23 protein-coding genes are annotated in these 23,605 nt (G+C 65.7%); 7 read left to right on the forward strand and 16 right to left on the reverse strand.

The genetic code is table 11. The annotated features are described in order from the left end of the window. Positions 1 to 76: 76 nt before the first annotated feature. The 15 genes from cysS to AC1Q7F_RS06655 form a co-directional block, all read right to left on the reverse strand. Positions 77 to 1,447, reverse strand: coding sequence for a cysteine--tRNA ligase (gene cysS, locus AC1Q7F_RS06585; RefSeq protein ID WP_492505015.1), 1,371 nt, complete (start codon positions 1,445 to 1,447; stop codon positions 77 to 79). A gap of 54 nt (positions 1,448 to 1,501) precedes the next feature. Then, positions 1,502 to 2,860 (reverse strand): glutamate--tRNA ligase, encoded by a 1,359-nt coding sequence (gltX, locus tag AC1Q7F_RS06590; protein ID WP_492505017.1) that lies wholly within the window; start codon positions 2,858 to 2,860, stop codon positions 1,502 to 1,504. A 59-nt stretch (positions 2,861 to 2,919) separates the two neighbouring features. Further along, positions 2,920 to 4,086: an adenylate/guanylate cyclase domain-containing protein gene (locus AC1Q7F_RS06595; RefSeq protein WP_492505019.1), complete on the reverse strand. Its 1,167-nt coding sequence runs from the start codon at positions 4,084 to 4,086 to the stop codon at positions 2,920 to 2,922. A 90-nt stretch (positions 4,087 to 4,176) separates the two neighbouring features. Further along, on the reverse strand, positions 4,177 to 4,914 hold the full coding sequence (locus tag AC1Q7F_RS06600) for a DUF6250 domain-containing protein (RefSeq protein ID WP_492505021.1): 738 nt from the start codon (positions 4,912 to 4,914) through the stop codon (positions 4,177 to 4,179). A 7-nt stretch (positions 4,915 to 4,921) separates the two neighbouring features. After that, complete coding sequence (locus tag AC1Q7F_RS06605; RefSeq protein WP_492505023.1) at positions 4,922 to 5,230, reverse strand: helix-turn-helix domain-containing protein; 309 nt, start codon at positions 5,228 to 5,230, stop codon at positions 4,922 to 4,924. Next, the gene (locus AC1Q7F_RS06610) at positions 5,227 to 5,565 is read right to left on the reverse strand and encodes a hypothetical protein (RefSeq protein ID WP_492505025.1); all 339 of its coding nucleotides are present in this window, start codon (positions 5,563 to 5,565) and stop codon (positions 5,227 to 5,229) included. Before AC1Q7F_RS06610 ends, AC1Q7F_RS06605 begins: the two co-directional genes overlap by 4 nt. Before the next feature lie 20 nt (positions 5,566 to 5,585). Beyond that, positions 5,586 to 6,878, reverse strand: a complete 1,293-nt coding sequence (locus tag AC1Q7F_RS06615; RefSeq protein ID WP_492505027.1) for a replication-associated recombination protein A — start codon at positions 6,876 to 6,878, stop codon at positions 5,586 to 5,588. A gap of 77 nt (positions 6,879 to 6,955) precedes the next feature. Continuing rightward, complete coding sequence (locus AC1Q7F_RS06620) at positions 6,956 to 10,186, reverse strand: tetratricopeptide repeat protein (protein WP_492505029.1); 3,231 nt, start codon at positions 10,184 to 10,186, stop codon at positions 6,956 to 6,958. Beyond that, entirely contained in the window at positions 10,183 to 10,878 is a 696-nt protein-coding gene (locus AC1Q7F_RS06625; protein WP_492505031.1) for an OmpA/MotB family protein, read from the reverse strand. Before AC1Q7F_RS06625 ends, AC1Q7F_RS06620 begins: the two co-directional genes overlap by 4 nt. Further along, positions 10,878 to 11,558, reverse strand: coding sequence for a hypothetical protein (locus AC1Q7F_RS06630; RefSeq protein WP_492505032.1), 681 nt, complete (start codon positions 11,556 to 11,558; stop codon positions 10,878 to 10,880). Before AC1Q7F_RS06630 ends, AC1Q7F_RS06625 begins: the two co-directional genes overlap by 1 nt. A gap of 6 nt (positions 11,559 to 11,564) precedes the next feature. Continuing rightward, a complete protein-coding gene (locus AC1Q7F_RS06635) occupies positions 11,565 to 12,215 on the reverse strand; it encodes a protein phosphatase CheZ (RefSeq protein ID WP_492505034.1) in 651 nt (216 codons plus the stop codon). A gap of 81 nt (positions 12,216 to 12,296) precedes the next feature. Further along, on the reverse strand, positions 12,297 to 13,166 hold the full coding sequence (locus tag AC1Q7F_RS06640; RefSeq protein ID WP_492505036.1) for a MotE family protein: 870 nt from the start codon (positions 13,164 to 13,166) through the stop codon (positions 12,297 to 12,299). Further along, positions 13,163 to 13,702: a DUF6468 domain-containing protein gene (locus AC1Q7F_RS06645; RefSeq protein WP_492505038.1), complete on the reverse strand. Its 540-nt coding sequence runs from the start codon at positions 13,700 to 13,702 to the stop codon at positions 13,163 to 13,165. Before AC1Q7F_RS06645 ends, AC1Q7F_RS06640 begins: the two co-directional genes overlap by 4 nt. Next, positions 13,699 to 14,784 carry a flagellar motor switch protein FliM gene (gene fliM, locus AC1Q7F_RS06650; RefSeq protein ID WP_492505040.1) on the reverse strand — a complete coding sequence of 362 codons (1,086 nt, stop codon included), beginning with the start codon at positions 14,782 to 14,784 and terminating at the stop codon, positions 13,699 to 13,701. Before fliM ends, AC1Q7F_RS06645 begins: the two co-directional genes overlap by 4 nt. Positions 14,785 to 14,800: 16 nt before the next feature. Continuing rightward, complete coding sequence (locus tag AC1Q7F_RS06655; RefSeq protein WP_492505041.1) at positions 14,801 to 15,346, reverse strand: flagellar basal body-associated FliL family protein; 546 nt, start codon at positions 15,344 to 15,346, stop codon at positions 14,801 to 14,803. 284 nt (positions 15,347 to 15,630) lie between these two features. Between AC1Q7F_RS06655 and AC1Q7F_RS06660 the strand changes: the two genes are divergently transcribed. The 7 genes from AC1Q7F_RS06660 to hemB all read left to right on the forward strand — a co-directional run bounded on the left by AC1Q7F_RS06660 (position 15,631) and on the right by hemB (position 23,013). Beyond that, complete coding sequence (locus AC1Q7F_RS06660; RefSeq protein WP_492505043.1) at positions 15,631 to 16,209, forward strand: isochorismatase family protein; 579 nt, start codon at positions 15,631 to 15,633, stop codon at positions 16,207 to 16,209. After that, on the forward strand, positions 16,206 to 17,207 hold the full coding sequence (locus AC1Q7F_RS06665) for a GlxA family transcriptional regulator (protein ID WP_492505045.1): 1,002 nt from the start codon (positions 16,206 to 16,208) through the stop codon (positions 17,205 to 17,207). The genes AC1Q7F_RS06660 and AC1Q7F_RS06665 overlap by 4 nt, the downstream gene beginning before the upstream one ends. Positions 17,208 to 17,268: 61 nt before the next feature. Next, entirely contained in the window at positions 17,269 to 18,657 is a 1,389-nt protein-coding gene (locus tag AC1Q7F_RS06670; protein ID WP_492505047.1) for an aspartate aminotransferase family protein, read from the forward strand. 309 nt (positions 18,658 to 18,966) lie between these two features. Beyond that, positions 18,967 to 20,181, forward strand: a complete 1,215-nt coding sequence (gene hemA / locus AC1Q7F_RS06675) for a 5-aminolevulinate synthase (RefSeq protein ID WP_492505049.1) — start codon at positions 18,967 to 18,969, stop codon at positions 20,179 to 20,181. Positions 20,182 to 20,343: 162 nt separating this feature from the next. Beyond that, a complete protein-coding gene (locus AC1Q7F_RS06680) occupies positions 20,344 to 21,111 on the forward strand; it encodes an Hpt domain-containing protein (protein ID WP_492505051.1) in 768 nt (255 codons plus the stop codon). A gap of 137 nt (positions 21,112 to 21,248) precedes the next feature. Beyond that, the gene (locus AC1Q7F_RS06685) at positions 21,249 to 21,926 is read left to right on the forward strand and encodes an exopolysaccharide biosynthesis protein (RefSeq protein WP_492505053.1); all 678 of its coding nucleotides are present in this window, start codon (positions 21,249 to 21,251) and stop codon (positions 21,924 to 21,926) included. 82 nt (positions 21,927 to 22,008) lie between these two features. Continuing rightward, complete coding sequence (gene hemB / locus AC1Q7F_RS06690; RefSeq protein ID WP_492505055.1) at positions 22,009 to 23,013, forward strand: porphobilinogen synthase; 1,005 nt, start codon at positions 22,009 to 22,011, stop codon at positions 23,011 to 23,013. Here hemB and AC1Q7F_RS06695 read toward each other — a convergent pair. Beyond that, positions 23,010 to 23,600 carry a hypothetical protein gene (locus AC1Q7F_RS06695; protein ID WP_492505057.1) on the reverse strand — a complete coding sequence of 197 codons (591 nt, stop codon included), beginning with the start codon at positions 23,598 to 23,600 and terminating at the stop codon, positions 23,010 to 23,012. The genes hemB and AC1Q7F_RS06695 overlap by 4 nt on opposite strands. Positions 23,601 to 23,605 lie beyond the last annotated feature (5 nt).

Consider the following 23,605-nt stretch of genomic DNA (forward strand, 5'->3'; position numbering starts at 1 on the left):
GCCCTGGATCCCGGCCTGCGCCGGGAAGGCGAAAAAGGCAGAAGCGAGCACCGGTATCGGTCGATGAACCGCTGATTTACCCCCGCTTCCAGGTCGTGCCCTTGGGCCCATCCTCCAGGATGACGCCCTGGGCCGCTAGGTCGTTGCGGATGCGGTCGGCCTCAGCGAAGTTCTTCGCCTTGCGGGCGGCCAGGCGGTCGGCGATGGCCTGTTCGATGGCTGCGTCGTCATCACCCTGTAGCCAAACCTTCGGCTCTTGAGTCAAGAAGCCCAGCAAATTTGCGGCTGCCTTAAGACGAGCAGCAGCACCTGCCGCACCAGCTTTATCATCTTTAATATCGGCCCCATAATAGGCGTTCACTTGCTCATACAAGACCGAAATAGCTTTTGGAGTATTCAGATCATCCATCAACGCCGCAAGAAATTCCGCCGGCACCTCGACAGTCGGCAGATCACCAAACTTCTTCGCTTTATCAAGAATGCCATACCACTTATCCAGCGCCCCGCGGGCCTGGGTGACCTTGTCCTCGCTGAAATCCAGCGGCTGGCGGTAATGGGCCGACAGGATGGCCAAGCGCAGGGCCTCTCCCGGATACTTATCCAGCAATTCGCGCACGGTGTAGAAGTTGCCCAGGGACTTGGACATCTTGTCGCCGGCGATGGTCAGGAAGCCGGAATGCATCCAGACATTGGCCATCACCGCCGTGCCATGGGCGCAACGGCTTTGCGCGATCTCGTTCTCATGGTGCGGGAAGATCAGGTCCAGCCCGCCGCCATGAATGTCGAACACCTGCCCCAGATGCGCCGCCGTCATGGCGGAGCATTCGATATGCCAGCCGGGGCGACCCTTGCCCCAGGGGCTGTCCCAGCCGGGTTCGCCTTCCTTGGCGGGCTTCCACAGCACGAAATCGGCGGGCGACTTCTTATAGGGGGCGACTTCCACGCGCGCACCGGCGATCAGCTCGTCCTGGCTGCGGCGCGACAGCTGGCCGTAATCGGACATGGCGGGCACGTTGAACAGGACGTGGCCTTCAGCAGCGTAGGCGAAGCCCTTTTCGATCAGCGTCCCGATCATCGCCACCATGTCGCCGATATGGCGGGTGGCGCGCGGCTCGATGTCCGGGCGCAGCAGGCCCAGATCGTCCATGTCGGCATGGAACTGCGCCGTGGTGCGGGCCGTGACGCTGTCGATGGGTTCACCCGACTGGTTCGACCGCTCGATGATCTTGTCATCCACATCCGTGATGTTCCGGGCATAGGTCACCTGCGGGTACAGATGCTTCAGCAGCCGCGCCAGCAGGTCGAAGGCGCTGAAGGTGCGGGCATTGCCGATATGAGCATAATCATAGACGGTGGGGCCGCAGACATAGAGCTTCACATGGGTCCGGTCGATGGGCGCGAACACTTCCTTGGTCCGCAGCAGCGTGTTGTAAAGCGACAGGGTCATGGGAGCAGGCTTTCCGTCAGCAGAAAGATCGTCGTCAGAGATAGCGGGAGAATGTCAGGCCGTACAGCCCGACAGTCGCGCCAGGGCCCGCTCGCGCCCGATCAGCGGCAGCAGGGTCTTTAGCTCCGGCCCATGGTCATGGGCGGTCAGGGCGCGGCGCAGAGGCAGGAACAGGGCCTTGCCCTTGGCCCCCGTGGCCGCCGACACGGCCTTGGTCCAGATACCCCAGGTCGTCTCGTCCCACACACCCTCGGGCAGCAGGTCAGCGGCCCTGGCCAGGAAGGCGGCGTCATCGACCAGCGGCGTCACCGCCTGCTTGGTCACGGCCCACCATTCCTGGGCGTCCGACAGACGCGACAGGTTGGGCCGCACGGCCAGCCAGAAGGCTTCATCCACGCCATCCATGCCCAGCGCCACCAGACGGTCGGCGACGGCGGCAAAGGGGGCCGCATGCAGCACCTGCGCGTTCAGGCGCATCAGCTCGTCGGCATCGAACTTCGGCGTGCCGCGCCCGAACTTGGCGAAGTCGAAGCCTTCGGCCAGTTCGGCCAGACTACCGGCGGCGGCGATGGCGTCCGACGTGCCCAGCCGCGCGAGATAGGCGGTCAGCGCCAGCGGCTCCACCCCCTCCTCGGTACGCAACGAACGGACGGAGAGAGAGCCCAGACGCTTGGACAGCCCTTCCCCATCCGCCCCAGCCACCAGGGGCAGATGGGCAAAGGTCGGCACGGCACCCTTCCCCTCCACCCCGATCAGGGCCTCGAATAACTGCACCTGCACCGCCGTGTTGGTGACATGGTCCTCACCGCGCACGATATGGGTGATAGCGAAGTCCAGATCATCCACAACAGAGGTCAGGGTATAAAGCGGGCGCCCGTCCTCGCGGATCAGTACGGGGTCGGACAGGTCGGCACCCCGGAAATGCTTGTGCCCCTGCACCAGATCGTTCCAGGTAATGTCGGTATGCTCCAGCTTGAAGCGCCAATGCGGACGCCGTCCCTCGCCTTCCAGCCGCGCGCGGTCCGCCTCGCTCAGGCGCAGGGCTGAGCGGTCATAGATGGGCGGGCGATGCTGCGCCAGCATGGCCTTGCGCTTCAGGCCCAGTTCTTCCGGCGTCTCGTAGCAGGGGTAAAGGCGCCCAGCCGCCTTCAACGCTTCCGCTGCCTCGGCATAGCGACCATACCGATCGGACTCGCGCGCATGGCGGTCCCAGGTCAGGCCCAGCCAGGTCAGATCCTCGGCAATCGCGTCGGCAAAGGCCTGCGTAGACCGTTCCTCGTCCGTATCGTCCAGGCGGAACATGAAGCTGCCGCCATGCCGGGCCGCGAACAGCCAGTTCATGATGGCGGTGCGGACATTGCCGATATGCAGATGGCCGGTCGGGCTGGGCGCGAAGCGGACGGCGACGTTCATGGTCTGTGATCAGGCTGGTCAGGGGAAAAGAAGGGCGTGCAGCGATAGCATGGGCACCATCAACAGGGCACGAAAATCTCTTCCGGCTGCTCCAATCCCCGCACCTCATGCACGCCGACCGACCGCATCACGCGGCCGGAGCAGCCGGCAAAGGCCGTGGATACGACGAAATGGCTGTCCAGCACCTTCGCCACCTCCAGCAACCGGCTGGCCAGATTGACGGCGGGGCCGACCACCGTGAAATCCAGCCGACGCTTGCCACCGATATTGCCGAAGGCGACATGGCCCAGATGCAGCGACAGGCCGTAATCGATGCGGGTCTGGCCGTTGGGGCAGGCCTCGTTCCATTCGTTCACGGCGTCGTGCAGGGTGGCCGCCGCCGCCAGGGCATGACCGCAGGCCTCCCGCGGGTTGAGCATGTCGGCCGGGAAGATGGCCAGCATACCGTCGCCCATGAATTTCAGCACCTCGCCGCCATGCGCCTCCACCGCGTCAACGGCCAGGTCGAACCAATGGTTCAGCCGCTCCAGCACGGTGGTCGACAGATTGTCGGCGGTGAAGCTGGTGAAACCCCGCAGGTCGGCGAACAGGATGGCGGCGAAGATATTGTCAGCATCCCCGCGGGAGATCTGGCCCGCATAGACCCGGTCGCCAGCCCCGGCGCCCAGATACGTGGCCAGGAGGTCGCGCGCGATGTTGCGCACCACGCGCGCCTCCAGGATCGGCGACACAGCCGCCACGACATGGGCCAGGTCGGCGATATCCTGGTCGGAGAAGGGCCGGTACTTGGCGGCGAAGGACATGGCGGCCGACCGGTGCTTGTCCTGCACCTGGATGGGGGCGATGAAATAATCGTGGAACCCCTCCCGCTTCAGCCGGGCCAGGAGTGGCATTTCCGTCTCCTCCAACGCCAGGCGGACACGGTAGGGCTCTCCCGTTTCATCGACGCGATGCACGGGGCTATGCAAATACTCGCTCATATCCGTGTCGACACGGTTCAGCCGATGGGTGCCCGTCGTCTGACCGCAGACCCACACCCGCCCCTCCCCCACCACTTCCGGATGGAGCAGTTCCAGGTTGAGCGAGACGCGACCGATGGGGATGCCCGACTTGGCGACACGATCCACCAGCTGGGCGAACAGCTGGTCGATATCGAACAGCTGGTTGCCCTCGATCAGCAGCCAGTCAGCGATGGGGCGGACGCGGTCGGACAGGATGAAGGTCAAGGGGCGGGCACTCCGGCATCAAGCGCCCATAGAGTGGGGTGCGGACCCGCCCGGCGCAAGGTCCGCTTACGCAGGCGTGGCCCGACCAAATCAGATGTAACCAGCGGTATGGACGCGGAAATTCCGAATGCGCAGATGACTCTGCGTGGTGCGTAGTGCGAAATGGCCCTGGGTCAGGCGCGCGGGATCAAGGAAATCGAACAATAGCCTGTCGTCACGCCAGTAACGGATGCGAGGGCCGATGGCGGCCAGGGTGATGGTCTGCCAGACATTGCCGACCAGCATGTCGGCCGGCAGCTTGCGGTCATTCTCCGGCAGCAGCGGCCGGTCGCCCGCCCGGCCCGTATAGCGGCGGAAACGGGTGGTGCTGTTGGTATTGCCGCCCTGACCCACATAATAGAGTATCAGGTCGTCATAATCCTCGAACTTTCCGCTGCGCGACTTGGCCAGGGCATCGCCACCAGGGGCGGCGGGGTCGGTGGCCATCCAGAAGGCGTTCAGATCAGACAGCCGGTCATTAGGCCCGCCTTCGGCCACCATCAGCGCCTCATACCGGATGGCGATGGGGCCGGACAGGCGGGGCCGGAACCAGAGAGAGGTTCCGGCCGGCACATCAATATCGAGGATGCCATCAGCGGCACTGACCGTACCGGGCCGATGCGCCTGGAGCAGCCAATTGTCCAGCCCGGCACGGAAATCATCGGCATGCACGACCTCTCTCAGGGACAGGCCGGGCGGGGCGGCGGCGCTGGCCGGGCGCGACGCGGAAAGCGCGGCGAGGCCGACGGCAGCGGTGAGGAAGGTGCGGCGGGTCGGATGCATGAACATGGTCGGATCAGGCTTTTGCAACGACAGCTTCAACCATTTCAGGCGACTTTTCGATCACCTGCAACAGGATGCGGGCGGCGGGATCGGGCTTGCGCCGGCCCTGTTCCCAATTATTCATGGTGGCCGCGGGAATGCCGAAACGGCGCTCGAATTCCCGCGTCGATCTGGCGACGGAATGGCGGATGGCACGGACGCGCTCCGGCGGCATGGGGTCGATCTCCACCACCTCCAACACCAGTTCGCCCTTCTTCCAGGCAACAGCTTCGGACAACCCCTCTAGAAGCGCCGCACCGAAATCCTCTTCTTCCACGCTCATTTCTTCAACTCCTGCAACAGCGCCAATGCCGCGCGCCGTTGATCTTCGCTCAGATCCGCCTGACTGGCTTTCTCATAAGCGAAAAGCATCACGGCGACGTCATCGGCGATCATCAGAAAATAGATCGCGCGACCGCCGCCCCTCTTGCCCTTCGCCCCCAACCGGAACCGCACCTTGCGTATACCGCCCAGGCCTGGGATGACGTCGCCAATCGTCGGGTTGCCGGCAATCATCACCTCCAGCCGATCAATATCGGCCTGTGTCGCGCCCAGGCGCTTCAGGTCGCGTTGATAGCGGAGGGTCCGGACGATCTTCATTGGATAGATGAATAGCATACAATGCGCCATTGGCGCAATCACGCCCCGCCCTTCTCCGCCCTGAGCCGGGCCCAGTAATCCAGACGCTTCTTGATCTCCCGCTCGAACCCGCGTTCCACGGGGCGGTAGAAATCGCGCCGCCCCATCTCCTCGGGGAAATAGTTCTGGCCGCTGAAACCCTCGGCCGTGTCATGGTCGTAATTATAGCCATGGCCATAGCCCAGCTGCTTCATCAGCTTGGTGGGGGCGTTCAGGATATGCTTGGGCGGGGACAGGCTGCCGGTTTCCTTGGCCGACCGCACGGCATCCTTGTACGCGGTATAGGCGGCGTTGGATTTGGGTGCGGTGCCCAGATAGATCACCAGCTGGGCGATGGCCAACTCGCCCTCCGGGCTGCCCAGCCGTTCATAGGCATCCCAGGCGGCGGTGGCCTGGGTCAGGGCCGCCGGGTCGGCCATGCCGATATCCTCCACCGCGAAACGGGTCAGGCGCCGCGCGATGTAACGCGGGTCCTCCCCGCCGGCCAGCATGCGGGCATACCAGTACAGCGCCGCATCGGTGTCCGACCCGCGCAGGGATTTGTGCAGGGCGGAGATCAGGTTGTAATGGCCTTCCTGCGCCTTGTCATAAAGCGGCATGCGCCGCTGCACGGCGGCGGCCAGCGCATTGGTGTCCAGCACCTTGTCCGCCGGCAGGGCGAACAGTTCCTCGCACAGGTTCAGGCAATAGCGGCCATCGCCATCGGCCAGCGCCTTGACGGAGGCGCGGGCATCTGCATCCAGTGGCAGCGCGCGTCCTTCCTCAACCTCCGCCCGCACCAGCAGCTTTTCCAAGGCCGCGTCGTCCAGGCGGTTCAGGACGAAGACCTGGGCGCGGGACAGCAAGGCGGCGTTCAACTCGAAACTGGGATTCTCCGTGGTCGCCCCCACCAGGGTGACGGTCCCATCCTCCACATAGGGAAGGAATCCATCCTGCTGGGAGCGGTTGAAACGATGGATCTCATCGATGAACAGCAGCGTGCCCTGCCCGCCCAGGCGACGTGCTTTCGCTGCCTCGAATATCTTGCGCAGGTCGGCCACACCGCTGAAGATCGCCGACAAAGGCTCGAAATGCAGATCGGTGGTCTGGGCCAGCAGGCGGGCCAGGGTGGTCTTGCCGCAGCCGGGCGGCCCCCAGAGGATCATGGAGACCAGGCGGCGTGACCCGATCATGCGGCCGATCGGGCCGTCGGGGCGCAGCAGATGATCCTGGCCCACCATCTGGTCCAGGCTCTGCGGCCGCAACCGGTCAGCCAGCGGCCTGGGCGCCTGTGCTTCGAACAAACCCGACACTTGGCAATTCCCTGAGCAGCCGATCCCGTTCCGTTCCCACTATCCCAGATGGGCCGCCGGCGACGCAATGTCCATGGTCATGACGGCGGCTGCGCCGGAGCCGCCGCCGGTTGGCCCGCGGGCGGCGGCGTGGCCGCTTCCTGACGGCCGGTGCGGTAATTGTCCAGGAAGCTGCGGAACAGGTCGATCTCCGTGATGCGCTGGCGGATGGTGGCCGCATCGGCCAGCCCGGCCGATTCCTCCGGCCGCGTCAGCAGGCGGAAAAAGGATGCGTCTTTCGACTTTTCCATGGCCGGCCCGAAATCGCGGCGCAGCGCGTCCAGCCCGGCATTGTCGCCGGCCAGTGACAGGGCCGTGGCGCGATTAACCACCAGGCTGGAGACCTGCGGGTCCAGGGCCGCACCGACGGCGGGCGGTGGGCCGATGACATCGGCCAGGGCCTGGGCAGCCGCCTTCCATTGCTTGTCGCGCATGGCGATATCGATGCGCAGCAGGTTGGCATTGCGCGACTGGTCGGCAGCCAGCAGCTGCACGGCTTCGGCACCCTTGTTGATCTGCGACAGGGCGCGGGCGCGCAGCAGCTTGCGTTCCTCCGCCAGTTCCGGCGTGATCTCCGGTACCACGCTCTTGTCCAATGCGGCCACCGCTTCCTGCGGGTTGCCATCCAACAGGCGGATGCCGGCCAGACGTGTCCCGACCTGCGCCTTTTCCAGCCCCGCCAGCCGGTATTGCACCTGATGGTCCAGCAGTTGGGCGGCGCGGTCCAGCAGGTCGATCTCCACCAGCCGTTCGGCCAACTTGCGGATGATGCGGTCACCGTCGGGGCCGGGGGGGGTGAGTTCACGATATTGTTCGTAAAGCCCCATGGCCTCCAGCGGCGACATCTTCGCGGCACCGTCCGTGGCGAACAGGTCGGTAAAGGTGCGCGTCATGTCAGCCGCAATCTCCTTGGCTTCCGGTGTGTCCGGAAAGCTGGTGATCGTCTGGCGCATCGCGTCGAAGGCTTGGGGATAATTGCCGGCGATGGCATGTACCTCACCGATGCGGCGCAGGTTGGACAGTTCCAACGCGTCGCCGCGCCAGGCGAACCGCATCGTCTCCATCTGCTTGGCAGCTTCCTTGGGCGCCATTTTGCCGGCAGCCAGCGAAGTGTCGATGAAGTCGCGCTTGGCCCGCATGGCATAAAGCCGGTCCCGGCCGGCCTGGGCCTGCTTGTAATAGGGGATGGCCTTGTCATTGTCGCCCAGGGCGCGGAAGACCGCACCGCGGAAATACTGCACGGCAGCGGCCTGATTGCCGCTTTCGCCGCCACGCTTGGCCAGCTTGTCCATGGTAATGGCCGCCGCCTCCGGCTGGCCCGTGCGCAGGGCCGCGTCGGTCGCCGCCAAAGCCAGGGGCGTGTAGAACGGTTCCGGATAACGATCCAGCAGGTCCTTGCTAGCCTGGAAGGCGGCATGCGCACCGGCATAGTCGCCCTGACCAGCCAGGGCACCCGCGCGCCACAGGGCGGCATCGGGTTCCGCCGCCAGTTGCCGGCTGGACAGGTCGGCCGTGGCACCGGTGTAATCGCCGGTCAGCACACGGGCGATACCGCGCGCAGCCAGGAACTCCGGCCGCCGATCGACATCGGGCTGCAATCCCTGCACACGGGTCAGCATGCCCTGTGCCTCGTACCCCATGCCATTGGCCAGGTAGAAGCGGGCGACATCCAGGCGTCCGCGGGTCTTCTCCTCCTCCGGAAGGGCGGTCAGGCGGTCCCAGCGGGCCTGACGGGTTTTCATATAATCCTTGGCCGCCACCTGGCCCCAACGCTTGAAATCGAACAGCTTGGCCTGTTCCACGGGCGGTGGAGGCGGTGGGACGGCTGCCTGCACATCGGCCGGTGGCGACAGGTGAAGGCCGCCCGGCGCCGTCACCTCCACCCCCTCGCGCACCGGCTGCACGGTCAATCGGTCGTCCAGCGGGCGGATGACCAGGCCCTGGAGCGTGGGCAGGAACTGCGCCTCCGTATAGCGCAGCGGTGCCTCCACATGCTGGCCCGGCAGCGGCAGGGGCACGACAGAAAGCGTGTCACCCACGACCGGGTCCTTGAAGGCGATAACCCGTTCGGCGTCCGCCGCCGGCACCACCAGACGGGGGCCCAGGGCGAAATCGGGATCGGGGCGCGGCTGGATGGATGTGCCCGACGCCTCGCGCGGGGTACTGTCGCTGGTGCGCGACAAAATCACCTGCCAGGCGGTGCCGTCGCGCTTCACCGCGGCCTGCAGCACGGCCGGCATGGGCAGGCGGAAGCCGCCGCCGCCATCCACCGAAACCGGTTCGATCGAAACCTGCAATTCCGGCGGAACGGCCGGGGCGGTTTCCGGTGGCACCGGCTCCCCGAACAGCACATAGAGAAAGCCTGCCCGTTCGAAAATGGCCGCCGTCCGCGCCGCCTTCGGATCGAAGGACAGCATGATCGGTGACATGACCGGCTCGGCCGGAGTCATGGGGGCAGCCGCATCGGCGGCCAGGGGCAGGGTCTGGGCCGTGGCGGGGGCCGGCGGGGGCGGCGGTGACTGGGTCCGGCCTGCGGCGGTGGCCGAGGCGGCGGCGACCGGCGCCTGCACCGTGGCCGGCGGCGGCGGGGGTGAAACCGGAGCCGGAGCCGGCGTCAGCGGCGTCGGCGTGCCGGTGGCCGCCGGAGCGGAAGCGGCCGGATTGCCGCGCAGTTGGTAAAGCGGGGAACCTTCCCTGGCCGAGCGCGGATCGACGGGCCTGGGCGGCGCCTGCTGCGCCGTTGCGGCCACAGGGGCCGGCGGATTTGCAACGGCTGTCTGCGCCGCCGGCGGCGGCGGCGGGCTGACGGGGGCGGGTGTGGCACCGGGCGGAGCCTTGTCCAGCACGTCGATCAGGATGCGGTTGCCCGCGCGGCCATGCTTGATGCCGGCCCCGGCGGGTATGTCGAACCGCACCGTCACCCCACCGTCGGAAGCGGTCTGCGCCAGACCTGCCACACGGGTGGGCCTGGCGCGCAGGACGCCGGCCAGATCGACCTGGGCCGCGACGGGAAAGCGAATGGTAACCGATGCGCCGCTCTGTTCGACAGTGTACGGCACCTCACGGGGCCAGTCGAAGACCAGGCGACTATAGTCGGGATGCACGCCGCTGCGCACGGGCACACGCGTTGCGGCTGGCGCTGAGGCAGCCGATGCCGGCTGGGTCGTGGCGGTTGCCGGCGGCTGCTGTGCGGCCACCGATGCGGGCAGCAGGGCCGATGCCGCCACCGACAAGGCTAGGGTGCCGGCCAGAAGACGGGCGGTCCTCATGGCGCACCACCATGCTCGCGCACCACCAGATCGACGCGCCGCGCCGCCTCCTTCACCTCGCCACCCGACTGGCCGTCACCATGGCCGCGAATGGTGATGTCGCGCAGATATCCGGTCTCGTGCAGGGCGTCGGCCACGGCCTGGGCGCGGGCCAATGACAATTCCCAGTTGCTGGTCCAGCTCGGCCCGGCGGGGGAGGCGTCGGCATGGCCGACCACATCCATGGCATTGCCGATATTGGCCGCCACGCCGCCCATGACGAACAGGGCGCGCTTGCCTTGTTCCGACAAGGTGGCGTCGCCCGGCAGAAACAGCAGGTCCGATGGCAGGGACAGGATCAAAGTGCCCTCCACCCGCCGGACGCGCATGTCGGCCAGTTCGGGATTGCCCGCCATCTGGCTTTCGAAGACCCGGCCCAGATAACCCAGCTCGATCGCCGTGCCCCGGTCCAGGCTGGCGGCGGAGAAGGCGGCTTCCGGCCGCTCCTGCCCCTGCTGTTCGGGCTGCGCGCCGGGAATGCCGGCGGCCAGCGCCCGGTATCGGGCAGGGTCGGGTTCCGACATCGCATAGAGCATGACGAAGAAGGTCAGCAGCAGGCAGACCAGATCGGTGAAGGTCAGCAGCCAAGCCTTGCCCGCCGGAGTGGCAGACGACGCAAAGCTGAACGGGTAGAGGCGACCGGGAGCGGACATCAGGTTCCCTCCCCCGGTGGCAGGGACAACAAAAGACGAAGCTGCCCCGCCTCCGTCCCTGTTTCCAGCCCCACCGACAAGGACGCGGGATCGGCCCCCAACGCCGTGACGGCACGCGCCAGAGCACCGGCCCGGGCCACCAACGGGGTCTGGTCGGCGGCATCCTTGGTGGAAAACAGGAATTCCCCGCGAACAGCAACATCACGCGGCCGTGCCTCCAGCGCGCGGGCCAGCCGGTCCATCAGGGCCTGCCGGTTGGGCCGGATCGTCAATCCATCGCCGGAGAACAGGCTGGCGGCCGGCAGGGTGATGTACAGCGTGCCCGTTTGCGTCCCCGCCTCCACCTTGGCCAGCGGCAGTTCGGCGCGGATCAGGTCACCCAGATCGGCCAGCGCACGCGCCGCCTCGCGCCGCGCCTGCTGCCGGTCACCGGGCGATCCGGTGAGGAGCGCCTGAGGTGAGAAGGCGTCATCGACGCTGCGCATCACCGCCCCCACCTTCTCGTCATGGAAGTGGGAGATGCTGTTCAGTAGAATGAAGAAGGCCAGCAGCAGGATGAAGACGCCAAGATAGAGCAAAGTCGCCCCGTCCCCGCCCTCCGGGCGGCCACCGGATGCGCCGGACCGCAGGGGAAACGCCATGTCAGGGTCGGTGCGGCCGGATGTGCGGGTCTCGGGCATTCAACCTCAATCAAACAGGCTGTCGATGAAGGCCTGATCGATACCGGTCCCCGGCATCGACGGACCGTTCAGCAGCTTGGTGTCGGAAGCGGTATCCTTGCTGGCGGCGGTTTCCATGGTCGGGTGGCGGCGCTGCACCTCCTCGCCCAGCGCCACCAGCAGCGCTTCCACCTTCTGCTCGATATGCTTCAGGGCGCGGACCACCTTGGTGATGCGCTGGCCGGTAATATCCTGGAAATTGCAGGCCTCGTAGATGCCCGTGGTGATGTCCATCAGCTTGTTCGACACCTCCGCCGGAACATCGCCGGCCAGACCCATCATCTGGTCGCAGGCGTCCATGATGCGGTTGGTGGCATCCTCCGTGGCGCCGACCACGGCGTCCAGTTCGTCGGTGGCGAGCGGAATATGCTCGGAATGGATGTCGGCCGGCTGGATGCTGGCGATCTCGCGCTTGGCATTGTTGATAAACCGGGCCAGCCCCTCCAGCTCCGCATAGAGATGCAGGTCGTGCTGGCCCATGTCCCCGCCCATGGAGGACAGGACGGAGCCGACGATGGTCGCCACCTCTTCACGCGACAGCGGCTGGCGCGCCTCGGCGCGAGCATTGTCCAGCCGTTCCTGAAGAACGGGATCGGCAGCAGTGGCGGTGCGGAACATAGGGACACCTTCGAAGCGCAAATAGTCGGGGCCGGCCGGAGCCGGGAATGGGGGACCAGCTCCCCCAGGGACTTCATACAATCATTCGGGCACGGTGGGCAGCCTCTTCCGTGCAGCCAGAAGGATGGTAACTTCCTGGGCCCGCTTCTCGTCCATGGCAGCGAACACAGGAGCAACCTTGGCTTCCTTCATGCGGCTGATGACGTTCAGCAGCACGTTGTTCTCCAGGTTGTTGAAGATCTTGGCAGCGTCGGCAGGCTTCATCGTCTCGTAAATCTTCACAAGACTGTCCAATTGCGCCTGCTGTTCAGCGTTCGCCTGGGTCAGAAGGCCCTGGATTTCCTTCTTCAGGTTCTGCAGTTCCGTGATTTTCTGGTCGAATCGCGTTTCCGCTGCCTGCAGCATCGCTTCACGCTGATCCAACTCGCGCCCGCGGCTGTCCAACTGCTCGCGCCGCTCCTGCAGACGCTGGAGCAGTTCCACCTCCGTGGGCGTGAAACCCTGGCCCGGCGTGCCGGGGGGCGCCGGGCTGCCGGGATCGGCCGGCGCTTGGGCAGCGGGGGCGTGGTCACCGCCGGCCGGTGTGGCGGGCGGCGCCTGTTCCGGAGGGGCCTGGGCAACCTGGGTGGGCGGCGGGGTCAAGGACGGCGCAGACGACACACCAACCGGCTTCGCCACTGGCAGGCCCTGCGGCACCGTCTCCTCCGCCACCGAAGCGGGGATCAGGGACAGGCCCTTGCCCGTGGTCACGGTCAGCCAGATATCGCCCACCTTGAAGCCCAGCACCAGGGTCGCCACCAGAATGGTCGCCGGCAACAGACCGGGCCGCATCAGGGCGCGGCGCGGCTTGGCCGGTTTGGCCGGAATCTTGCGCGCGGCGGGCTTGGGCGCCGGCTTCGCGACGGGCTTGGCGGCCGGCCGGGGGGCGGGGGGGCGGGGCGCGTCGGTCATTGCCGCAAATTCTCCAGCGCCTGCAGCAGTTCCTTCTCCGCCCGCGAGCGGGGTTCAGTTCCACCGGGGGCCGGCTGGGACGGTGCGGGTTGCTGTGGCTGCTGTGAGGCAGCCTGACGGGGGGCCGGCTGTGGGGCCGGGGCGCCGGGACGGGCCGCGGTGGGGGAAGGTGCCGGTGCCGCAGCCGGAGCCGCCATCACCGCGGCGCGGGCCTTACCCGACGCGGATTCCAGCCGGTTGGCCAGACCGTCGGCCGACTGCACGATCAGCTCCATCTCCTCCTTAAGGGTCTGGGCCCGGTGGATCAGCGCGGAGAGCTGTTCACCGGATTCCTGCGCCGTCTTGCGCATGCCCTTCACGGAACTGTCGGCCTGGGCCGTGGCTTCGGCGAAGCCCTTGACCAGTTCCTCCAGTTCGGCCCGGCTCTCCTTGACGGCGGAAAGCTGCTTGTTGAGCCGCAGAGCGTAGATGATGGTGGCCACCAGAAGGCCGACAATGGCCACGTCCAGCAACAGGGACAGGATGGAGGCGATCATGGCTGCGTCTCCGGTTTGGGGGCTTCCTTGTCGATGCGTACCGCGATGTTGCCGCCCTTGCGGCCCATCCGGCCCAGGAACATGGGCACATCGCCGCAGCGCAATTCGATCGTCTCGTCCGGCGCGACGTTCAGCAGCACGCGGCTGCCCACCCGCCAGGACATCACTTCCGACAGCGGCAGCACAATCTCGTCCAGCACGGCCGAAAGGTGCACATCCGTCATCCACAGTTCCGAGGCCAGGTGGGTTTCCCAGATGCTGTCGCGGCCGAACTTTTCACCCATGAACATCTGCAACAGCAGTTCGCGCACGGGCTCCAGGGTGGCATAGGGGATCAGCAGCTCCAGGCGCCCGCCACGGTCTTCCATGTCGATGCGCAGCTTGACCAGCACGGCGGCATTGGCCTGGCGCGCGATGGTGGCGAAGCGGGGATTGGTTTCCAGCCGATCAAAGCGGAAGGTCACGGGCGACAGCGGGTCGAATGCCGCCGACAGGTCGGACAGCACCACATGCACCATGCGTTCGACCAGATTGCGTTCGATGGTCGTATAGGGGCGACCTTCGATGCGCATCGCGGCCGTGCCACGGCGCCCGCCCAGCAGCACGTCCACGATGGAATAGATCAGCGCCGAGTCGATCACCATCAGGCCGTAATTGTCCCACTCCTCCGCCTTGAACACCGCCAGCATGGCGGGCAGCGGGATGGAGTTGAGGTAGTCGCCGAAGCGCACGGAGCTGATCTGGTCCAGCGACACCTCGACATTGTCCGAGGTAAAGTTGCGCAGGCTGGTCGACATCATGCGGACGAGGCGGTCGAACACCACCTCCAGCATGGGCAGGCGTTCGTAATTGACCAGGGCGGAGTTGACCAGCGCCATGACGCCGGTATTGTCGCCGTCGCCGGCCCCGTCCTTGTCGAAGCCCAGCAGGCTGTCGATTTCATCCTGGTTCAGGACGCGCGTGGCACCGCCGCCACCGCCGCCACCCATGTCACCAAAGGCGTCACCGGCCCCTTCATCGGCCATGGCGGCCCATTCGGCCGCCATCCGTTCTTCTTCGCTAAGCTCCTCGGGCCCGGCCATCACGCATCCTCTCGCATCATTGCTGGACCAGGAATTCCTTGATCAACACATCCTTGACCTTCACGGGCGCGGCAGTCGCGTTTACCCGCATCTGCAATTCCTCCCGCAGCCGATACATGCCGGCGGAGCCGCGCAGGTCATCGACCTTCAATTCGCGCAAGTAAACCTGGAACGCATCGGTGATGCGGGGCATGGCCTGTTCGATCGGCACCCGCTCCTCAGGGCGCGACACTTCCACAGCGATACCCAACTTCAGCAAGGTGGCCCGCCGTTCGCCCGTATTCAGGTTGACCAGCATATCGGGCACATCAACGAAAACCGGCGGCCCGGTATAGGGCGGCAGGTCCGGTTCCTTGTGCTCCTCCTCCACATGCTCACCCTCCCCCTCGTGCTTCTTGCCGAGGAGGCCGTCAAGCGCGCCGGTGAAGAAGGCGGCGGCAGCACCCGCCACCACCAGGACGACGGGCAGGACGATGAACAGAACGATCTTCTTGCCGCTCAGCTTCTTGCGCGGCAAATCGGCTTCGGACGAGCCGCCGCCATCGGTCTCCATCGACGTCATACTGCACCACCCCTAACCGGCCAGCGCCCTGCCCCTTAGGCCCCAAGGGAATCCGGCATCGCTGTCGAACCGGAATGATACCAAGCCGATTCAGCGCTTTCCATGGATTTGCGGTAGCTCAGGAAGGAATTCCGTATATTTCGGACTGAAAATCCCGCACGGCCGAACCCGCCCCCCTTAACAACATGTCCTTTTCCGTCCGCTCCTGGTCCGGGGCGTGTCTTTCGGATAGGCTAAAACCCACTTATCGTGGGGCTATGACAATCCAGAACCTGGAGCATGAAATGTCCGCCCCCGATACCGCCCTGTTGGTCGTCGATGTTCAGGAAAGTTTCCGCCAGCGTGCCTATTGGCGCGACGCGGAGGCCGAACGCTTCTTCCCCCGCATCCAGGCGCTGATCGACGGCGCGAGAAAGGCAGGCCTGCCCACCGCCCAGATCTTCCATGTCGATCCTGACGGCCCGTTTTCCAAGGCGTCCGGCCATGTGAAGCTGCTAGCGCCGGTGCGGATCACGGCCGACGCGGTGTTCGAGAAGACCCGCCACAGCGCCCTGGTGGGCAGCGGGCTGGATGTCTGGCTGGTGGCCCGGGGCATCCGCCGCGTCATCGTCTGCGGCATCCGTACCGAACAATGCTGCGAGACGACAACGCGCCATGCATCGGACCTTGGGTATGACGTGGATTACGTGACGGAAGCGACGCTGACCTTTGCCATGACCGACGCCGCCGGCCGCACCTGGTCGGCCGACGATATCCGGGCACGCACGGAGCTGGTCCTGGCCGGCCGCTTCGCCACCATCACCAGCGTCGAACAGGCCCTGGCGCGTGCCGCGGTGGGTGTGGCCAATCAAGAGGCAGCATGACCATGGCCGATGCGACGCCCCCAGCCCGCAAGACCGTCCCTGTCTTCGTGGTGCTGCCCCCGCGTGCCATGCTGCTGGACGTGGCCGGGCCGGCGGAGGTGTTGCGGCGCGCGGGCGTGGAGCAGGACAAGCTGCATTTCGACATGCAGTTCGTGGGGCCTATGCCGGAACTGGCCAGTTCGGTGGGCCTGGTCCTGTCCCACATCGCCCCCCTGCCCGACCGTGTGCCCGGCGACGCCATCATCATGCTGTCGGGCAATATCGACCCGCTGCCGGGACAGGATGTGCGGGCCGACGATGTGCAGGAACAGGTGATCGTGGACTGGCTGCGCCGCACGGTGCGGCCGGGGCACCTGATCCTGTCCATCTGTTCGGGCGCTGTGCTGGCCGCCCGCGCCGGGCTGATGGAGGGGCGGGTCTGCACCACCCATCATTCATCCTATGACGAGTTGCGTGAGGCGGCACCCAGCTGCCGCGTCGTGGAAAACCGGCTGTTCGTGGAAGATGGGCAATGCTGGAGCAGTGCCGGCATCACCGCCGGCATCGACCTGGCGCTGCATTTCATCGCGCGGCGCTGCGGACCGGGTGTGGCCGCCGCCGTCGCCCGCTATCTGGTGGTCTATATGCGTCGGGCGGGGGCCGATCCGCAGCTGTCGCCGTGGTTGGAGGGGCGCAACCATCTGCACCCCGCCATCCACCGGGTACAGGATGCCATTTCCGCCGACCCGACGCGCGACTGGTCGCTGCCAGCATTGGCCGATATCGCCCATGCCAGCCCGCGCCACCTGTCGCGCCTGTTCCGCGAGCATGCCGGCATGACCGTACCGGATTATGTGAACCGGCTGCGCGTGGGTCTGGCGCGGCGGATGATCGAGAACTCGCGCCTGGACATGGAGGCGGTGGCTGAGCGGGCCGGCTTTGGTTCCACAAGACAGCTGCGCCGGGCCTGGGGCCGGCTGCATGAGGCACCGCCCAGTGCGGCGCGGCGGGCGGGGTAAGGCTTGCTTCAACCCCCAGCCCGCTTCACCATGGGATCCTGTTACAACAGGACGCCCCATCATGACGCATCTGGGAAATTCCGCCGGCAGCCGCGACATCGCCTATCACCTGCACCCCTATACCAACCTGAAGACGCATGAAACGTCGGGGCCGCTGGTGATTGCCAGCGGCAAGGGCGTGACGGTGACGGATGAGACCGGCAAGACTTATATCGAGGGCGTGGCCGGCCTGTGGTGCACCAGCCTGGGCTTCGACGAGCCGCGACTGGTGGAGGCCGCCATCCGCCAGATGCGCACCCTGCCCTTCTACCACGCCTTCGCCCACAAATCGCATGAACCGGCCATCGATCTGGCGGAGCGGCTGATCCAGTTGGCGCCCGTGCCGATGAGCAAGGTATTCTTCGCCTGCTCAGGGTCGGAGGCCAATGACACGGCGGTGAAGCTGGTCTGGTACTACAACAATGCCCTGGGCCGGCCGCAGAAGAAGAAGATCATCGCGCGGCACAAGGCCTATCACGGTGTCACCGTCGCGGCGGCCAGCCTGACGGGACTGCCCAATTGCCACCGTGATTTCGACCTGCCCATCGCCGGCATCCTGCATACCGACTGCCCGCACCATTACCGGTTCTGCCTTGAGGGGGAGAGCGAGGCGGATTTCGCCACGCGGCTGGCCGACAATCTGGAAGCCCTGATCCTGCGCGAGGGGCCGGAAACGGTGGCCGCCTTCTTTGCCGAACCCGTCATGGGGGCCGGCGGCGTCATACTGCCGCCGGCAACATATTTCGAGAAGATCCAGGCGGTCCTGGCGAAATACGACGTACTGCTGGTCGCCGATGAGGTGATCTGCGGCTATGGTCGCACAGGCAACATGTGGGGCAGCCAGACCTATGGGTTGCGGCCCGACATCCTGACCTCGGCCAAGGCGCTGACATCGGCCTATCTGCCGCTGTCGGCCGTGCTGGTGTCGGACCCCATCTACCGGGCCTGCGTGGATGAAAGTGCCAAGATCGGCACCTTCGGGCACGGCTACACCTATTCCGGCCACCCGGTCAGTTGTGCCGTGGCGCTCGAAACCCTGAAGATTTACGAGGAACGGGACATTGTCGGCCATGTGCGGGCCATGGCACCGACGCTCCAGCAGGGCCTGCGCGCCTTCCGCGACCATCCGCTGGTGGGAGAGGTGCGGGGCACCGGCCTGATCGGCGGTGTGGAGTTGGTGGCCGACAAGGCGACGAAGCGGCCCTTCGACCCGGCGCTGGGTGTGGGCACGAAACTGGTGTCGTTCAGCCACCAGCATGGCGCCATCCTGCGCCCCATCGGCGACAGTGTCGGTTTCTCCCCGCCGCTGATCATCAATGAGGAAGAGATCGAGACGCTGCTGTTCCGCTTCGAGAAATCGCTGGCGGACACGGCAGACTGGCTGGTGCGCGAAGGGGTGAAGGTTTCGTAGCCTATGTCCAACCCTCCGTGCCGACGATTTTATCCCATCGCGCACCCCACCAGCCGGCAAAATCCGACCACAGCGTAGCCATGCACAAAATGCCTCTTGGAGAGAACGATGAATTGACCGAAATCAACGCAGTGTTCACGGTTTCGCGTCATGGTCCGGGCCAGTCTCCCGTCGGCAATGTCGGGAGACGGCGCGACAAGCCGTCGCGCAGGCTTTTGCCTGATCATCCCTTGGTATAATAAACAGGGGTGGACAAACGGCATAGCCGGCGTGACACTCCTCAAGGTGGCGTATACGGGACAACGGCCCATGGATTACGAGAGCTTTTTCAAGAGCCAGATCGACGGTCTGAAGCGCGAGGGGCGTTATCGCATCTTCGCCGATCTTGAACGCCGCGTCGGGGAGTTCCCCACCGCCACCTTCCATGGCGAGGAGGGGCCGCCCAAGGATGTCACCGTCTGGTGCTCCAACGATTATCTGGGCATGGGCCAGCATCCGGTCGTCATCGGTTCCATGGTCGACAGCCTTCACAAGTGTGGCGCCGGCGCCGGGGGGACCCGCAATATCTCCGGCACCAATCACTACCATGTGATGCTGGAGCGTGAGCTTGCCGACCTGCATGGCAAGGAAGAGGCGCTGCTGTTCACCTCAGGCTATATCAGCAACGAGGCCACCCTCTCCACCCTGCCCCGCATCCTGCCGAACTGCGTCGTGTTCTCCGACGCGCTGAACCATAATTCGATGATCGAGGGCATCCGCCACTCGGGCGCGGAAAAGCATATCTTCCGCCATAATGATGTGGCGCACCTGGACGCGCTGCTGTCCCGATATCCCAGGAACCAGCCCAAGCTGGTGGCGTTCGAGAGCGTCTATTCCATGGATGGCGACATCGCCCCGATCGCGGAAATCTGCGATGTGGCGGAAAAGCATGGCGCCATGACCTATCTGGATGAGGTCCATGCCGTCGGCATGTACGGCGTCCGCGGCGCCGGCGTGGCCGAGCGTGAAGGCGTGATGGACCGGCTGACGGTCATCGAAGGCACGCTGGGCAAGGCGTTCGGCGTCATGGGCGGGTATATCACCGGTTCCGCCGCCCTGGTCGATTGCGTGCGCAGCTTCGCGCCCTCCTTCATCTTCACCACGTCGCTGGCCCCCGTGCTGGCCGCCGGTGCGCTGGCATCCGTGATGTTCCTGAAGGAGCATAACGAGATCCGCATCCGCCATCAGGAGCGTGCCGCCACCCTGAAGCGCCGACTGGCCCAGGCGGGTTTGCCGGTCATGCCGTCGGTCTGCCATATCGTGCCGCTGCTGGTCGGCGACGCGCATATGTGCAAGCAGGCAAGTGACGATCTGCTGCGCTATCACGACATCTATGTGCAGCCGATCAATTATCCCACGGTTCCGCGTGGGACGGAGCGGCTGCGCCTAACGCCCACCCCCTTCCATGACGACCGCAAGATGGACCATCTGGTCGATGCCCTGCTGTCGGTATGGAAGAACCTGGAACTGCAGCGCGCCGCCTGATCAAGCCGCCATTTCCAGCAGATCGAAGGCCCGGATGCAGCCCGCGTCCGGGTTTTCGGCATTTCAGCATGGATGCTGTAACCCAAGGGTTACCCCTGTAGGCTTGATAGCGGCCCTGCCGCCGGGGTACAGGATTACCTGCTACAGATGGGAGAGATAAAAATGGCCGAAGTCGATATGGACGAACTGCTTGAACAGCTGAAGTCCGAGTTCGGCGATTATATCAGCGACCGGCTGTCCTCCATATACGGCACGCTGGACCAGATGAAGGCCGGGACCGTCAAGGGTAGCGACGCCCTGCGCGAACTGCGCCGCGAGATCCATTCGCTGAAGGGTGCCGGTTCCACCTTCGGCTACCCCATCGTCTCCCTGATCGCCCAGCGCCTGGAGACTTATTGCTCCGACCTGAAGGATCTGGACGAAAAGCAGGTCGCCGATATCCAGACCTTCGCCGACCGCATCGCGGAAATGGCGGAGCTGGAGGAACAGCCCGACATCCCTGCCACCAACCAGATCATCCGCCGTCTGCCCACGCGCTTTGAATTCGACATCACCGATGTCGAGGTGCGCGACGTGGAAATCATGCTGGTAACGCCCAACAAGCTGGTGGCCCGCAAGGCCGCCGCCGAACTGGCGGCCTGCGGCTTCCGCGTCAATATCGTGCCAGACCCGATCGAAGCCATCTCCATCGCTGTGCGCATGCCGCCCGACATGGTGATCGCGTCCGCCGTCATGGACGGGTTGGGCGGCATCGACCTGATCCGCGGCCTGAGGGCCATGTCGGTGACCAGCCATGTGCCTGCCGCCCTGATGACCAGCATGGGGGCAGACCAGTTGAAGGGCGTTCCGGCCGATGCGGGCATCATCCGGCTGGGTGCGACATTCGGCGACGACATTGCAGCGACCATCACCCGTTTCAATCTGGGATGAAGACCCCCATATCCCGCGTTTGCTATGATGGGACATCACGCCACAGGTGAACCATCACGATCCGGTAACCCGGATGGCGTATAGGGGGCCGGCGGGCGCGGTCCCGTCGGGATTGAAGGTTGATATTGGACACGCAATTGCCGCCTGACGCCGATGGACTGTCGCCTGAGGCCAGTACCATCAGGGACGAAGGAACCGGGAAGCCGGCGCCTAAGCGGACCACCGACGTGCTGTTCGACACGATTGCACAGGTGCAGGGGGATCGGGTCAGCATCGGCCAGCTGATCGACGGGCTGGGCGAGCGGGCCTATGGCATCCTGTTCATGCTGCTGGCCCTGCCCACCATCATTCCGGCCCCGCCGGGCATGTCGGCCGTCACCGGCGCGCCCATGCTGTTCTTCGCATTGCAGATGGTGATCGGCCATCCCCATCCCTGGCTGCCGTCCGTCCTGCGCCGGCGCAGCGTGGCGCGCGCCGATCTGCTGTCTGTCCTGAACAAATGTGCGCCCTGGCTGCGCAAGGTGGAGCGGATCACCCGGCCGCGCCTGACCTATCTGGTGGAAGGCTGGATGGAACGGTTCGCGGGCCTGGTGGTGCTGTTCCTGGCCGGCGTCCTGGTCCTGCCGATCTTTATGGGCAACATGTTCCCGTCGGTCGCCGTCGCCTTGATCGCGCTGGCCGTGATGGAACGCGACGGCATCGCGGTCATTGCCGGCTATGTCGCCGCCGTGGCCAGCACCATCGTGGCCTTCGGCTTCATCGTCGTCACCTTCAAGGTGATGATCTATGCGGTACACGAATTCCTGGGGCTTTGAGCCGCACGCAGCGCTGTTGCCCGATGGGGCCGGCCGGGCGTAGCATCCGGCCAGCTTTTCGTCTTCCAGCAAGGCTGCTCTTATGCCGACCCCCACCCATAGCTTTCCCCGCACCCGCCCGCGCCGCAACCGCGTGGATGGCTGGACCCGCCGGTTGGTGGCGGAGAACCGGCTGTCGGTCGATGATCTGATCTGGCCGATCTTCGCCGTGGATGGGGAGAACCAGCGCCAGCCCATTGCCAGCATGCCGGGCGTGGAACGTCTGTCACTGGACCTGTTGGTGCCGGCGGTGGCGGAGGCGCGGGATCTGGGTATCGCCTGTGTGGCCCTGTTCCCCGTGCTGCCGCTGGACAAGAAGGACCCGGAGGGGCGCGAGGCGAGCAATCCCGACAATCTGATGTGCCGCGCCATCCGTGCCATCAAGCGCGAGGTGCCGGATATCGGCATCCTGGGCGATGTGGCGCTCGACCCCTATACCAGCCACGGCCATGACGGCATCGTGAAGGACGGCTATGTCCTGAATGAAGAGACGGTGGAGGCCCTGGTGCGCCAGGCCCTGGTGCAGGCCGAAGCCGGGTGCGATATCGTGGCCCCGTCGGACATGATGGATGGCCGCATCGGCGCCATACGCGACGCGCTGGAGGGACAAGGACATGGCCTGACCCGCATCTGCGCCTATGCCGCCAAATATGCCTCCGCCTTCTACGGCCCGTTCCGCGAGGCAGTGCAGACCGGTGGCCTGCTGAAGGGCGACAAGAAGACCTACCAGATGGATGCCTCCAACAGCGACGAGGCCCTGCGCGAGGTGGCGCTGGACATCGCCGAAGGGGCGGACATGGTGATGGTCAAGCCGGGTACGCCCTATCTGGATATCATCCGCCGGGTGAAGGACGAATTCCGCGTCCCCACCTTCGCCTATCATGTCAGCGGCGAATACGCGATGCTGAAGGCCGCGTCGGCCAATGGCTGGTTGAACTATGACGCGGCCCTGCTGGAGACACTGCTAGGCTTCAAGCGGGCGGGTACCGATGCGGTGCTGACCTATGGCGCCGTCGATGCGGCGAGGCTGCTGCGCGAGCGGGGTTAACCGGGCGGCGGCCGCCAGGGCGGCACCTCCGCCGCCTCATCCTGGTCCAGGCGGCCAGCGCAGGTGATCTTGGGCGGGCCGTTGCCGAAGGCGTCGGCCTCGGGCACGCGCAGGGTCACCTCCAGCAGCACCATGTTGGTCAGCATCTCCCCGAACGGTTCCGGCCGGTTGCCGCCCGGACCGCGCGCGTCGGAGCCGAAAACGCGCTGCAAATACCAGCCGGCACCCGACATGCCGGCAGGCGCACCGGCCAGCAAATGGTCGCGCAGCAGGGCGTAGAGGTCCCGGCAGCGGGCCAGGCTGCGTTCGCGCGCATTCATGGGCAGCGAGAGATAGGCCAGGACGCGGCGGTCGAAGGGCCGATAAAGCGTGCCCACCTTCACCGGCCCGTCACGCCCATCCTTCACGCCCAGAGCGACGGCCGCCTGCCGCACTTCCCGGTCCAGACGCAGCATGCCCCAGTCCAGCAGGGTGGCCGGCGTGTTGGACAGGAATGACGTGAGGGCCGGATCGACGGGCTTGTCCTGGGCATGGGCAGGAAGGGCCAGTGGAAGGCAGCACAGCAACAATACCCACAGGACACGCATCAACC

It is taken from the genome of Niveispirillum sp. GW835-FHT14G11, assembly GCF_058793615.1.